Annotated in this window: 15 protein-coding genes; 12 read left to right on the top strand and 3 right to left on the bottom strand. The window is 72.9% G+C overall.

Translation table 11 applies throughout. The features are described from left to right. Positions 1-92: 92 nt before the first annotated feature. Positions 93-833 (bottom strand): SDR family NAD(P)-dependent oxidoreductase, encoded by a 741-nt coding sequence (locus ACIO92_RS04045; RefSeq protein WP_401237623.1) that lies wholly within the window; start codon positions 831-833, stop codon positions 93-95. Between the two features lie 186 nt (positions 834-1,019). On the opposite strand from ACIO92_RS04045, the gene ACIO92_RS04040 reads away from it, so the two are divergent. From ACIO92_RS04040 to ACIO92_RS04030, 3 genes are all read left to right on the top strand, one after another. Then, positions 1,020-1,628, top strand: a complete 609-nt coding sequence (locus ACIO92_RS04040) for a dihydrofolate reductase family protein (protein WP_401237621.1) — start codon at positions 1,020-1,022, stop codon at positions 1,626-1,628. 304 nt (positions 1,629-1,932) lie between these two features. Continuing rightward, a complete protein-coding gene (locus ACIO92_RS04035) occupies positions 1,933-2,868 on the top strand; it encodes a DMT family transporter (protein WP_366445156.1) in 936 nt (311 codons plus the stop codon). Between the two features lie 11 nt (positions 2,869-2,879). Further along, on the top strand, positions 2,880-3,233 hold the full coding sequence (locus ACIO92_RS04030; protein ID WP_366445157.1) for a hypothetical protein: 354 nt from the start codon (positions 2,880-2,882) through the stop codon (positions 3,231-3,233). A 99-nt stretch (positions 3,234-3,332) separates the two neighbouring features. Here the strand turns inward: ACIO92_RS04030 and ACIO92_RS04025 are convergent, their stop codons facing one another. Next, positions 3,333-3,554, bottom strand: a complete 222-nt coding sequence (locus tag ACIO92_RS04025) for a hypothetical protein (protein WP_366445158.1) — start codon at positions 3,552-3,554, stop codon at positions 3,333-3,335. Between the two features lie 144 nt (positions 3,555-3,698). Here ACIO92_RS04025 and ACIO92_RS04020 point away from each other — a divergent pair, with 144 nt between their 5' ends. The 3 genes from ACIO92_RS04020 to ACIO92_RS04010 are packed head-to-tail and all read left to right on the top strand — an operon-like array spanning position 3,699 to position 6,766. Then, positions 3,699-4,904: a sensor histidine kinase gene (locus ACIO92_RS04020; protein ID WP_401237618.1), complete on the top strand. Its 1,206-nt coding sequence runs from the start codon at positions 3,699-3,701 to the stop codon at positions 4,902-4,904. Further along, positions 4,901-5,578 (top strand): response regulator transcription factor, encoded by a 678-nt coding sequence (locus ACIO92_RS04015; RefSeq protein WP_366445160.1) that lies wholly within the window; start codon positions 4,901-4,903, stop codon positions 5,576-5,578. The genes ACIO92_RS04020 and ACIO92_RS04015 overlap by 4 nt, the downstream gene beginning before the upstream one ends. Before the next feature lie 9 nt (positions 5,579-5,587). Further along, on the top strand, positions 5,588-6,766 hold the full coding sequence (locus ACIO92_RS04010; RefSeq protein WP_402280914.1) for a cytochrome P450: 1,179 nt from the start codon (positions 5,588-5,590) through the stop codon (positions 6,764-6,766). A gap of 39 nt (positions 6,767-6,805) precedes the next feature. Here ACIO92_RS04010 and ACIO92_RS04005 read toward each other — a convergent pair whose 3' ends face one another. Continuing rightward, on the bottom strand, positions 6,806-7,801 hold the full coding sequence (locus tag ACIO92_RS04005; protein WP_366445162.1) for a Gfo/Idh/MocA family oxidoreductase: 996 nt from the start codon (positions 7,799-7,801) through the stop codon (positions 6,806-6,808). A gap of 101 nt (positions 7,802-7,902) precedes the next feature. Between ACIO92_RS04005 and ACIO92_RS04000 the strand changes: the two genes are divergently transcribed. The 6 genes from ACIO92_RS04000 (at position 7,903) to ACIO92_RS03975 (ending at position 13,394) form a co-directional block, all read left to right on the top strand. Beyond that, positions 7,903-8,658: a GntR family transcriptional regulator gene (locus tag ACIO92_RS04000; RefSeq protein ID WP_401237610.1), complete on the top strand. Its 756-nt coding sequence runs from the start codon at positions 7,903-7,905 to the stop codon at positions 8,656-8,658. Between the two features lie 88 nt (positions 8,659-8,746). Then, on the top strand, positions 8,747-9,766 hold the full coding sequence (locus ACIO92_RS03995) for a sugar ABC transporter substrate-binding protein (RefSeq protein WP_351780412.1): 1,020 nt from the start codon (positions 8,747-8,749) through the stop codon (positions 9,764-9,766). After that, positions 9,763-10,815, top strand: coding sequence for an ABC transporter permease (locus ACIO92_RS03990; RefSeq protein ID WP_351780410.1), 1,053 nt, complete (start codon positions 9,763-9,765; stop codon positions 10,813-10,815). The genes ACIO92_RS03995 and ACIO92_RS03990 overlap by 4 nt, the downstream gene beginning before the upstream one ends. Continuing rightward, positions 10,812-11,606, top strand: a complete 795-nt coding sequence (locus ACIO92_RS03985; protein ID WP_366445164.1) for an ATP-binding cassette domain-containing protein — start codon at positions 10,812-10,814, stop codon at positions 11,604-11,606. Before ACIO92_RS03990 ends, ACIO92_RS03985 begins: the two co-directional genes overlap by 4 nt. Positions 11,607-11,643: 37 nt before the next feature. Next, on the top strand, positions 11,644-12,819 hold the full coding sequence (locus ACIO92_RS03980) for an ROK family glucokinase (RefSeq protein WP_366445165.1): 1,176 nt from the start codon (positions 11,644-11,646) through the stop codon (positions 12,817-12,819). Then, the gene (locus tag ACIO92_RS03975) at positions 12,816-13,394 is read left to right on the top strand and encodes a hypothetical protein (RefSeq protein WP_366445166.1); all 579 of its coding nucleotides are present in this window, start codon (positions 12,816-12,818) and stop codon (positions 13,392-13,394) included. The genes ACIO92_RS03980 and ACIO92_RS03975 overlap by 4 nt, the downstream gene beginning before the upstream one ends. Positions 13,395-13,441 lie beyond the last annotated feature (47 nt).

Genomic DNA, 13,441 nt, shown 5'->3' with positions numbered 1-13,441 from the left:
CTCCTCCTGAGGCTCGGTCCGCCCCTGGTCATGGGGCGGGCCGGGGCCCGGTGGGCCCCGGCCCCGGGTTCACCCTGATGACCGCCCCGGCCTCAGGCCGCGTGCCCCCCGTCCACCGAGAACTCCGCGCCCGTCACGTACCGGCCCTCGGGACCGGCCAGGAACGCCACCATCGCGGCCACCTCCTCCGGGGTGCCGAAGCGGCCGAGTGCCGTCAGGGCCCGCTGGCCGTCCGCGTGCGGTCCGTCCGCCGGGTTCATGCCGGTGTCCACCGGACCCGGGTGGACCAGGTTCGCGGTGATGCCGCGCCCACCGAGGTCCCGCGCCAGCGCCTTCGTCAGACCGGTCAGCGCCGCCTTGCTCATCGCGTACAGCGTCCCGCCCGGCCCCGGCACCCGCAGGGCCATGCAACTGCCGACCGTGACGATCCGCCCGCCCTCGGGCAGATGCGCGGCCGCCGCCTGCGAGGCGAGGAAGACCGCCCGGACGTTCACCGCGAGGACCCGGTCCACGTCCGCGAGCGACAGGGACTCCAGCGGGCCCAGGACCCCGACGCCCGCGTTGTTCACCAGCACGTCGAGACGGCCCAGCGCGTCCACCGCCCAGCCGACCGCGCCCGCCGCGTCCCCGGCGTCGGCCGCGTCCGCCCGCAGGGGCAGCGCCCGGCGGCCGACCGCCTCGATCCGCGCGGCGACCTCCTTGGCGCCCGTCTCGTCCCGGACGTAGGTGAAGGCGACGTCGGCGCCCTCCCGGGCCAGCCGGACGGCGGTGGCCGCGCCGATCCCCCTGCTGCCGCCCGTCACCAGGACCGCCGTTCCGTTCATCGCGGACATCCCGAAACCTCCGTGGAAGAAGAAGCCAGAAGTGCTTGCGGGTTCAATGGAATGCCTCCGGGCCCCGGAGCGCTGGCGGGCATCGGACGCCGACCCGAAGACCGGAGGGGCGGACACCGATGACTTCCGCCGGGTCCGCCGGTCGTAAGGGACGAGAAGTACGGGACCGATACGAAAGGCGCCACCATGGCCACGCTCAGCCTCACCCAGTTCCTCACCCTCGACGGCGTGCACCAGGCCCCCGGCGGTCCGGAGGAGGACGCCAGCGGCGGTTTCGCGCACGGCGGCTGGTCCGTTCCCTACGACGACGAGGACTTCGGCCGGTTCATCACCGGGATCTTCGCCCGGCCGACCGCCTTCCTCCTCGGGCGGCGCACCTACGAGATCTTCGCCGGGTACTGGCCGCAGCGCACCGACGCCGCCGACCCCGTCGCCGCCAAGCTCAACGCCCTCCCCAAGTACGTCGCCACCACGACCCTCGACTCCGCCGACTGGTCCGGCACCACCCTGCTGCGCGGCGACGCCGTCGCCGAGGTCGCCGCCCTCAAGGAGCGCACCGAGGGCGAGATCCAGATGCACGGCAGCGCCGGACTCGCCCGCACCCTCCTCGACCACGACCTCGTCGACACCCTCCACCTGGCCGTCCTGCCGGTGGTCCTCGGCTCGGGCCGCCGTCTCTTCTCCGACGGCGTCCGCCCCACCGCCTTCCGGACCACGGAGACGAGCGTCACCAGCACGGGCGTCGTCCTCCTCACCTACGAACGCGAGGGCCGCCCCTCGTACGGCAGCTTCTGAACCGCGTACGACGGCTTTCGAGCCGACGCCCGACGCCCGAAGCCCGGCACTTGATGCCCGAAGCCCGGCGCCTGATGCCCGAAGCCCGGCGCCTGACGCCTGACGCCTGACGCCTGACGTCAGGCATCAGGCATCAGGCGCCCGGGGACCGGCCCCCGGGCGGCCGATGGCCACGATCCGGCGGCTCCGGGCCGGGGGCGGCGGAAGGGTGTAGTCACCACACGCCGACCCCGGTACCGTGATCGCTCCGAGTGCGAGCCGCAGAAGTCTCCACCCCTCCCGATGAGTTGGAGACCGGACCGATATGGCAGCTTCGTCCTCCTTCGCCACCCCCCTGCCGCTCGGCGCCCCCCGCCGGGCCTGGCTCACCGACCTGCCCGTCCTGATCGTCGCCGTCGTCTGGGGCGCCAGCTACCTGTCGGCCAAGGGCATCACCACCAGCCACACCGTCATCGCGGTCCTCGTGCTGCGGTTCGCGGTCGTGCTGCCCGTCCTCGTCGTCGCCGGATGGAGCAGGCTCCGGGCGCTCACCGCGCCCCAGTGGCGGGGCGCCGCCACCCTGGGACTGATCCTCGGCGGGATCTTCCTCCTGGAGACCTACGGAGTCGTCCACACCTCCGCCACCAACGCGGGCCTGATCATCAGCCTCACCATGATCTTCACCCCGCTCGCCGAAGCCGCCGTGACCCGGATCAGGCCGCCCCGCGCCTTCCTCGGCGCCGCCGCGCTCTCCGTCACCGGCGTCGTGCTCCTCACCCAGGGCGGCGGCTTCACCGCGCCCTCCACCGGCGACCTGCTCATGCTCCTCGCCGCGCTCGCCCGTACCGTCCACGTCCTCGCCATGTCCCGGATCAAGGCGGTCCGCTCGGCCGACTCGCTCTCCCTCACCACCGTGCAGCTCGGCTCCGCCGTCGCCGTCTTCGCCGTCATCGCGGCCTTCCCCGGCACCGGCGCCGCACCCTGGACGGTCGCCCTCGACTTCGGCCCCCGCGAATGGGCCGGACTGCTCTTCCTCTCCGTCTTCTGCACCCTCTTCGCCTTCTTCGTGCAGATGTGGGCGGTCCGCCGCACCTCCCCGTCCCGGGTCAGCCTGCTCCTCGGCACCGAACCGCTGTGGGCCGCCGCCCTGGGCATCGCCGTCGCCGGTGACCGCCCCGGCGTCCTCGGCCTCGCGGGCGCGATCCTCGTGCTGGCGGGCACCACTTGGGGCCGCCGGGCCGCGGACTCCGCCGCCGGGTAGGTTCTACGGCCATGCGTTCACTCCCGTACGACAACGCCTTCCGCGCCCGCGCCCGACGCACCCAGGGCTGGGGCCTCGGGCTGCTCACCGTCGCCGCCCTCGGCTGGGTCTGGCTCGGGGTGCTCCTCCTCACCCCCTACGGGCCCGAGGACGGCGGCAGCCCCTGCCCCGCGCTCCTCACCAGCTCCTACGTCCACGACGAGAGCTGCGTCGAGGAACGCGACTGGCCGCTGCTCCTCGGACTCGCGGGCGGCTCCGTGCCCTTCGCGGTGATCGGCGCGGTCCTCTGGACCACCGGCTCGGTCTCCCACCGCATGTCCGAGCACCTCGCCGAGGTGACACGACTCGACTCGGCGAGCACCTGACCCCCGGACCGGGTCCGGCCGGCTTCCGCACGTGCTCCGCAGACCCGGACCGGGTCCGGCGGGCTCCCGCACGTGCTCCGCAGACCCGGACCGGGCCCGTCAGGACTTCCGCACCCGGTCCGACACGATCATCAGGACCACGCCGAGGACCACGATCACGATGTTGGCGAACAGCTCCCGGCCCTGGAGGAACCCCACGTTCTCGGTCAGGAACCGCGTCGCACCCATGAACCGGAACCAGCCGTCCGTCAGCTCGCGCACCACCCCGGCAGCGCCGAAGACCGCGAGCAGGAAACCGGTGACCTCAAGAAATCGCTTCATGCTGTGATCATGACCCGGTCAGGGGAACACCCGCGTCCGTCCCCCGTCCACGGCACCGCTACCGAAGTATCGACTCCCGCGACTTCGGTAGCGTCCCCGCCGCTCGTGCCCGGCACCGGGCCCCCGGCCGCATAGATTGCCGCCATGACACGTACGGACCGGCAGCGCTGGCTGTTCCCCTCCCACCTGGTCGAACCGGGCGGGAGCGGGGCGCCCCGGCCCCGCCGTACCGTCCGCGACTGGATCGTGGACACCACGCTCTTCCTCCTCGCCGCCTTCTTCGGCCTCCTCGTCGTCGACGGCAGCGCCCAGTACACCGGCGAGACCGCCGTCTTCGTCGACCAGCTCGCCGGTGCCGCCGCCTGCTGCGCCCTCTGGCTGCGCCGCCGCTGGCCCGTCGGACTCGCCGTCGGCCTCTCCCTGGTCAGCGTCGTCGAACCGGTCGCAGCGGGCGCGCTGCTCGCCGCCCTGTTCAGCGTCGCCGTGCGGCGGCCCTTCCGCGAGGTCGCCTGGATCGGCGGACTCGCCACCGCCGCCTCCGTCGCCCAGGTCTTCGTCCGGCCCGACCCCACCCTGGACGTCGGCCTCGGCCTCGCCATCGGCTTCGTCCTCATCCTCCTCGTCACCGCCTGGGGGATGCTCGTCCGCTCCCGCCGTCTGCTCGTCGAGGCGCTCAGGGAACGCGCCCGCCGGGCCGAGGCCGAGGCCGGACTCCGCGCCGAACAGGCCCAGCGGCTCGCCCGCGAGGCCATCGCCCGCGAGATGCACGACGTCCTCGCCCACCGGCTGACCCTGCTCAGCGTGCACGCCGGAGCCCTGGAGTTCCGCCCCGACGCCCCGCCCGAACAGGTCGCCCGCGCCGCCGGAGTCATCCGCGACAGCGCCCACGAAGCCCTCCAGGACCTCCGCGGGATCATCGGCGTCCTGCGCGCCCCCGACGACGGCGGCCACCGCCCCCAGCCCACCCTCGCCACCCTCGGCGCGCTGGTCGACGAGTCCCGGGAAGCCGGGGCGGACATCGTCCTCGACACCACCGTCGAGGACCCCGCCGCCGTGCCCGCCGCCACCGGCCGCACCGTCTACCGCATCGCCCAGGAAGCCCTCACCAACGCCCGCAAGCACGCCCCCGGCACCACCGTCACCGTCACCGTGCGCGGACGCCCCGGCGAAGGGCTCACCGTGGACGTCCACAACCCGGCACCCGCCGGACCCGTCCCGCACGTCCCCGGCTCGGGACAGGGACTCATCGGCCTCTCCGAACGCGCCGCCCTCGCCGGCGGCCGACTGGAACACGGCCCCGCCCCCGGCGGCGGGTTCTCCCTCCACGCCTGGCTACCGTGGCCCCCATGACCATCAGGCTGCTCATCGTCGACGACGACCCCCTGGTCCGCGCGGGCCTCACCCTCATGCTCGGCGGCGCCGAGGACCTGGAGATCGTCGGCGAGGGCGCCGACGGCCACGAGGTCCCCGAGCTCGTCTCCCGCTACGCCCCCGATGTCGTCCTCATGGACATCCGGATGCCGCAGGTCGACGGACTCACCGCCACCGAACTCCTGCGCGCCCGGCCCGGCGCCCCCGAGGTCGTCGTCCTCACCACCTTCCACGCGGACGAGCAGGTGCTCCGCGCGCTGCGCGCGGGCGCCGCCGGATTCGTCCTCAAGGACACCCCGCCCGCCGAGATCGTCGCCGCCGTCCGCCGGGTCGCCGCGGGCGACCCCGTGCTCTCCCCGGCGGTCACCCGCCAGCTCATGACCCATGTCTCGGGACGGCCGGAGCGGTCCCCGAAAGCCGCCGCGGCCGGACGCCTCGCCGAACTCGCCGACCGGGAGCGGGAAGTGGCCGTCGCCGTCGGCCGGGGCCTGTCCAACGCCGAGATCGCCGCCGAGCTCTACATGAGCGTCCCCACCGTCAAGACCCATGTCTCCCGGGCGCTCGCCAAACTCGGCCTCAACAACCGCGTCCAGATCGCCCTGCTCGTCCACGACGCCGATCTCCTCGACGAGGAACGGGGCGGCACCCCGTAGGGTGGAGCGATGTCCGTCATCGAACTGGAGGAGTACGGCGCGGACTTCACCGCGAACCCGTACCCCTTCTACGCGAAGCTCCGCCAAGCCGGACCCGTCCACGAAGTGCGGGTCCCCGACGGCTTCCAGTTCTGGCTGGTCGTCGGCCACGAGGAGGGGCGGGCCGCGCTCGCCGATCCCCGGCTCGCCAAGTCCCCGTCCGTGATCGGCGTACGGCCGCCGGAGGAGGACATCATCGGCGTCCACCTCCTCGGCGCGGACGCCCCCGACCACACCCGGCTGCGCCGCCTCGTCACCGGCGAGTTCACCGCCCGCCGCGTGGAGGCCCTGCGCCCCCGCGTCGAACGCCTCGCCTCGGAACTCGCCGACGCGATGGAGCCCTCGGGGCGCGCCGACCTCGTCGACGCCTTCGCCTACCCGCTGCCGATCATCGTCATCTGCGAACTCCTCGGGGTGCCCGCGGAGGACCGCGACACCTTCCGCCGCTGGTCCCACGAACTGGTCACCCCGGCCGACGAGCGCGGCACGGAAACCGCCATGAAGGGATTCGCCGGATACCTCGACGAACTCATCGAGGACAAGCGCGCCGCCGGACCCGCCGACGACCTGCTCTCCGGACTGATCGCCGCCCGCGCCGAGGACGGCGACCGGCTCTCCCTGCCCGAACTGCGGGCCATGGCCTATCTGCTGCTCATCGCCGGGCACGAGACCACCGTCAACCTGATCGCCAACACCGTCCGCAACCTGCTCACCCACCCCGAGCAGCTCGCCGCCCTGCGCGCCGACCCGGCGCTCCTCGACGCCACGATCGAGGAGTCCCTGCGGTACGACGGGCCGGTGGAGACCAGCACCTTCCGCTTCACGCGCGAGCCCGTCGTCATCGGCGGCCGGGAGATCCCCGCCGGACAGTACGTCCTCGTCGGCATCGGCGCCCTTGACCGCGACCCGGCCCGCTTCCCCGACCCCGACCGCTTCGACGTCCGCCGGGAGACCAAGGGCCACCTCGCCTTCGGACACGGCATCCACTACTGCCTGGGCGCCCCGCTGGCCCGCCTTGAGGGCCGCATCGCCCTCAGAACCCTCCTGGACCGCTTCCCCGGCCTGGAACTCGACCCCCGGGCCGCTCCCTGGGAATGGATCCCCGGCCTCCTCCTCCGAGGCGTCCGCCACCTCCCGGTCCGCTGGTGACCACTCCCCGGAGATGCCCGCCGGCACCGTGGACCACCCCTAAGGAGCGTCCACCGGGACCGGCCGCCGCTCCCGCCGGGAGCGTTCGCAGGCCTCCGCGATCCGGAGGGCGGCCAGGGCCTCCGCCCCGTCGCACGGATTGGGGACCTCCCCGCGTACGAGCCGGACGAACGCGTCCAGCTCCGCCTCGTACGCGGGGCCGAACCGCTCAAGGAACCCCGGCCACGGCTTCTCCGGCGCGGCCGGGGCACCCGGCTCCACCGAGGTCAGCGGGGTGCGCTCGTCCAGGCCCACCACCAGCTGGTCGCGGTCGCCCGCCAGTTCCATCCGCACGTCGTACCCGGCGCCGTTGCACCGGGTCGCGGTCGCCGTGACCAGAGCGCCGTCGTCCAGGGTGAGCACCGCTGCCGCCGTGGACACGTCACCGGCCTCCCGGAACGCGCCGGGACCCCCGTCCGAGCCCGTCGCGTACACCTCCACGACCTCCCGCCCGGTCACCCAGCGGACGATGTCGAAGTCGTGCACCAGACAGTCCCGGAAGAGCCCGCCGGAGAGCGGCAGGTACGCGGCGGGCGGCGGGCGCGGGTCGGACGTCACCGCCCGTACGGTGTGCAGCCGGCCGAGCCGCCCCGAGCGGACCGCCTCGCGCGCCGCCCGGTACCCCTCGTCGAAGCGGCGCATGAACCCCAGCTGGAGCCGGGTGCCCGCCCCGGCCACCGCCGCCAGCGCCGCCCGCGTGCCCGGCACGTCCAGGGCGATCGGCTTCTCGCAGAAGGCCGGGAGACCTGCCTCCGCCGCACGGACGATCAGCTCCGCGTGCGCGGCCGTCGCCGACGCGATCACCACCGCGTCCAGGCCCTCCGCGAACAGGGCCGTCACGTCCGGCGCGGCACGCACCCCGAGCGTCGCCGCGACCCCCGCCGCGCGGGCGGCGTCCGCGTCCGTGACGACCAGCGCCCCGACCTCCGGGTGCCGGGCCAGCACCCCCGCGTGGAAGCTCCCGATCCGTCCCGTACCGATGAGTCCGATGCGCATGGCCCCACCGTGGAGCCGTGCCGTCCCCGATGTCAAGGATTTGTCAGGACAACCGGACGTCACGACTTCCCGTCATCAACCACCCGGGCTACGCTCCCCCCGTGTCCAAGCAGTCCGGCTCAGCCCTGCCCCCGCTCTCCGTGGACCGCACCAGCCCGGTCCCGCTCTACTACCAGCTGGCCCGGCAGCTGGAGAGCGCCGTGGAGGACGGGACGCTGCCCCCGGGCACCCTCCTCGGCAACGAGATCGACCTCGCCACCCGCCTGGGGCTCTCCCGCCCCACCGTCCGCCAGGCCATCCGCACCCTCGTCGACAAGGGCCTGCTGGTCCGCCGCCGGGGCGTCGGCACCCAGGTCGTGCCCGGCGGCGTCCGCCGGGGACTGGAGCTGACCAGCCTCTACGACGATCTCGACGCCGCCGGACAGCGCCCCGCCACCCGGGTCCTGGCCGACCGCCTCGAACCCGCCACCGGACCCGTAGCGGCGGCCCTCGGCGTACCGGAGGGCAGCGAGGTCCACTATCTGGAGCGGCTCCGCACCGCCCGGGGGGAACCGGTCGCGTATCTGCGCAACCACCTGCCGCCAGGACTCCTGGACCCCGGCGCCGACCTGTCCGGAACGGGCCTCTACCGGCTGCTCCGCGCCGCCGCCGTGACCCTGCACAGCGCCCGGCAGTCCGTCGGCGCCCGCGCCGCGACCGCCGCCGAGGCCGCGCCGCTCGACGAGCGGGCGGGCGCCCCGCTGCTCACCATGGAGCGCGTCAGCTACGACGACAAGGGCCGGGCCGTCGAGTACGGTTCCCATCTCTACCGGGCCGCCCGCTACTCCTTCGAGTTCCGGCTGATGGTCCGTCCGTAGGCCGTGGGAGGGCCCCCCGGCGAGTGCCACGACCCGCATGACCGATACTGCAATGCACGCAGAAGGACACAAAGGAGGGCACCGCCTCGTGACCAGGCTTCGGACAGCAGGGGTACGCGCCGTCATCGGCGGCGTGCTCGCGCTCGCGCTCACAGGGGCGCTCGCCGGGTGCAGCAGCACCGGCGGAAAGCGGGCGGAGGACGCCCGCAGGGCGGCCGAGGCCCAGGGCAGGGCGGCCGTCGACACCCCCCGCTGGACCTTCGCCATGGTGACCCACTCGGGCGACGGCGACACCTTCTGGGACATCGTCCAGAAGGGCGCCAAGCAGGCCGCCGTCAAGGACAACATCAACTTCCTGTACGCCCACAGCGACGAGTCCCAGCAGCAGGCGCAGCTGATCGACTCGTACATCGCCAAGGGCGTCGACGGGCTGATCGTGACCCTCGCCAAGCCCGACGCGATGAAGGCGTCCGTCGAGAAGGCCGTCAAGGCGGGCATCCCGGTGATCACCGTGAACTCGGGCGCCGCGCAGTCCAAGGCGTACGGCGCGCTCACCCACATCGGCCAGGACGAGACCGTCGCGGGCGAGGCGGTCGGCGAGGAGCTGAACGCGCGCGGCAAGAAGAAGGCCCTCTGCGTCCTGCACGAGCAGGGCAACGTCGGCCACGAGCAGCGCTGCGCCGGGACGAAGAAGACCTTCGACGGCGAACTGGTCAACCTCTACGTCGACGGCACCAACATGCCCGACGTGAAGGCGTCCATCGAGGCCAAGCTCCAGTCCGACAAGGCCGTGGACGCCGTCGTCACCCTCGGCGCGCCCTTCGCGGACACCGCCGTGCAGGCCGCGAAGAGCGCCGGGAGCAAGGCCGAGATCGACACCTTCGACCTCAACGCCAAGGTCGCCGCCGCGCTGGAGGCGGGCACCCTCGGCTTCGCCGTCGACCAGCAGCCGTACCTCCAGGGGTACGAGGCCGTCGACCTGCTCTGGCTGTACCGCTACAACGCCAACGTCCTCGGCGGCGGCAAGCCGGTCCTCACCGGCCCGCAGATCATCACCCGGAAGGACGCGGGCAGGCTCCTGGAGTACGCGGATCGGGGCACCCGATGAGTTCCACCGCCCCACCGTCCGGGATCGACCACGTCGACGAACGGCTGCTGCGCACCACCCCGCTGAAGAAGCTCCTGGCCCGCCCCGAGCTGGGCTCGGTCGTCGGCGCGATCGGCGTCTTCGTCTTCTTCGCGGTGGCCGCCGACAGCTTCCTGCGCCCCGCGAGCCTGGGGACCGTGCTCTACGCGGCCTCCACCATCGGCATCATGGCGGTCCCGGTCGCCCTGCTGATGATCGGCGGCGAGTTCGACCTGTCGGCGGGCGTGCTGGTCACCAGCTCGGCCCTGGTCTCGTCGATGTTCAGCTACCAGATGACGGCGAACGTCTGGGTCGGGGTCGGGGTCTCGCTGCTCGTCACCCTGGCCGTGGGCGTCTTCAACGGCTTCATGCTGACCCGGACGAAACTGCCCAGCTTCATCATCACGCTCGGCACCTTCCTCATGCTGACCGGTCTGAACCTGGGCCTCACCAAGCTGATCAGCGGCACCGTCTCCACCAAGACCATCGCCGACATGGAGGGCTTCTCCTCCGCCCGCGCGCTCTTCGCCTCGCAGGTGACGATCGGCGGTGTCGAGTTCAAGGTCACCGTCCTGTGGTGGCTGGCCCTGGTCGCGCTCGCCACCTGGATCCTGCTCCGCACCCGCTTCGGCAACTGGATCTTCGCGGTCGGCGGCGGCGCCGACGCGGCCCGCGCGGTCGGCGTCCCGGTCTACCGGACGAAGATCGGTCTCTACATGGGCGTGGCGTTCTGCGCCTGGATCTCGGGGCAGCACCTGCTGTTCTCCTTCGACGTCGTCCAGTCGGGCGAGGGCGTCGGCAACGAACTGATCTACATCATCGCGGCGGTCATCGGCGGCTGTCTGATCACCGGCGGCTACGGCTCCGCCATCGGCTCGGCGGTCGGCGCCCTGATCTTCGGCATGACCAGCAAGGGCATCGTGTACGCCGAGTGGAACCCGGACTGGTTCAAGTTCTTCCTGGGCGCGATGCTCCTCCTGGCGACCCTGCTGAACGCCTGGATCCGCAAGCGCGTGGAGGCCACCAAGTGACGACCGGCACCCCTCCCCTCGTCGAGCTGGACGACGTCAGCAAGTACTACGGGAACATCCGCGCCCTCGAAGGGGTCTCCCTGGAGGTCCGCGCGGGCGAGATCTCCTGTGTCCTCGGCGACAACGGCGCGGGCAAGTCCACCCTCATCAAGATCGTCGCGGGGCTGCACCGGCACGATGCCGGAACGTTCCGCATCGAGGGCGAGGAGGTCACCCTCGCCAACCCGCGCGACGCCCTGGACCGGGGCATCGCCACCGTCTACCAGGACCTCGCCGTCGTCCCCCTGATGCCGGTGTGGCGGAACTTCTTCCTCGGCTCCGAGCCGACCAGGGGCTCGGGCCCCTTCCGGCGTCTCGACGTCGGTCTGATGCGGGACACCACCCGTGAGGCGCTGCTGCGCATGGGCATCGACCTGCGGGACGTGGACCAGCCCATCGGCACGCTCTCCGGCGGCGAGCGGCAGTGCGTGGCCATCGCCCGCGCCGTCCACTTCGGCGCCAAGGTCCTGGTCCTGGACGAGCCGACCGCCGCCCTCGGCGTCAAGCAGTCCGGGGTGGTCCTGAAGTACGTGGCCGCCGCCCGTGACCAGGGCCTCGGCGTGGTCCTCATCACGCACAACCCGCACCACGCCTATCTCGTCGGCGACCGATTCATCCTGCTGAAGCGGGGTGTGATGGCGGGCAGCCACGCCAAGGGCTCCGTGACGCTGGACGAGCTTACCCGGCAGATGGCCGGCGGCAGCGAGCTGGAGGACCTGCGCCACGAACTGGAACGGCCCTCCGCGACGTAACGGCCCCCACACACCCCACCTGGCAGAATCGGAGCCGATGAGTACCTACCGTGACCTCGCCCACCGGGGCTCCGCCCGCGGCACCGTGCTGCGGACCGTCGGCACCCGGGAGCGGCGCTCCCACCTGACGGCCCCCCGGGTGCCGACCGTCGGCATCGACATCGGCGGTACGAAGGTGATGGCCGGTGTCGTCGACGCCGACGGCAACATCCTGGAGAAGCTCCGCACGGAGACCCCGGACAAGTCGAAGAGCCCCAAGGTCGTCGAGGACACCATCGTCGAACTGGTCCTCGACCTGTCCGACCGGCACGATGTGCACGCGGTGGGCATCGGCGCTGCCGGGTGGGTGGACGCCGAGCGGGCCACGGTCCTCTTCGCCCCGCACCTGGCCTGGCGGAACGAGCCGCTCCGCGACGCCCTCCAGAGCCGTCTCGCCGTCCCCGTGATGGTCGACAACGACGCCAACACCGCCGCCTGGGCGGAGTGGCGCTTCGGCGCGGGACGCGGCGAGGACCACCTCGTCATGATCACCCTCGGTACCGGCATCGGCGGCGCCATCCTGCAGGACGGCCAGGTCAAGCGCGGCAAGTACGGGGTCGCGGGGGAATTCGGCCATATGCAGGTGGTGCCCGGCGGGCACCGCTGCCCCTGCGGCAACCGGGGCTGCTGGGAGCAGTACAGCTCGGGCAACGCCCTGGTCCGCGAGGCCCGTGAGCTGGCCGCCGCCGACTCCCCGGTCGCCTTCGGCCTCATCGAGCGGGTCAAGGGGAGCATCCCCGAGATCACCGGCCCGCTCATCACCGAGCTGGCCCGCGACGGCGACGCCATGTGCATCGAGCTGCTCCAGGACATCGGTCAGTGGCTCGGGGTCGGCATCGCCAACCTGGCCGCCGCCCTCGACCCCTCCTGTTTCGTCATCGGCGGTGGCGTCTCGGCCGCCGACGACCTGCTCATCGGCCCCGCGCGGGACTCCTTCCGCCGTCATCTCACCGGCCGGGGCTACCGGCCCGAGGCCCGCATCGCCCGCGCCCAGCTCGGTCCCGAGGCGGGGATGGTCGGCGCCGCCGACCTGGCCCGGCTCGTCGCCCGCCGCTTCCGCCGGGCCAACCGGCGCCGGGTGGAGCGGTACGAGCGCTACGAGCGCTACGCCCAGGTCCTGCGCAACGGACCCGTGGGCCGGACCGCCCGTCCCCCCGAGGACCCCGCTCCATGACCGTGCCCCGCCAGTCCACCCCGCCCCGCCCGTCGAGGGAGAGGATGCCCGAGGACCGTCGGCACATGATCCGCCGCCGCTGGCTGACGGCGGTCATCATCGTGCTGCTCGTCGGCATCCCCGCCGGGTACCTCGTCATCTCCGCCGGTCAGAGCAGGGACAGCGGCCGGGACAAGGAGCGGGAGTCCTCGGTGACCGGGCTCCAGGAGAACTGGCCCTCGCAGATGAAGCGCCGGGTCTTCGAGGTCCCGGTCCCGTCCGGGGCGTGGGGCGTCGCCTACTACGAGACCAGCAACTGGAAGACGAGCCGGCTGTACGTGGAGTTCAGGACGACCGCGTACGGGCTCGACGCCTTCCTCGCCGAGTCGGGCACCAGCCGCGCGGCGCTCACTCCCGGCCGGATCACGGTGGGGGAGCGGGAGACGGAGATCGCCGGGTGGACCTTCGCCGAGGGCATGGACTGGGCGGGGACCACGGTGGCGCGCGAGGAGCCGCGTCCGACCACCCACATCACGGTGGACCTGACGGACCCGGCGTTCCCCCGGGTGTACGCGGTCTCGTCGACGAACCCCTGAGCCCCGGGTGACGCGGGGCGGCCGGAGGGTTCCCAGGGGTTGTAAGT

The sequence above is a fragment of the Streptomyces sp. NPDC087215 genome, assembly GCF_044744885.1.
Taxonomy (GTDB): Bacteria; Actinomycetota; Actinomycetes; order Streptomycetales; family Streptomycetaceae; genus Streptomyces.
This window is presented reverse-complemented; position numbering and strand designations above follow the sequence as displayed.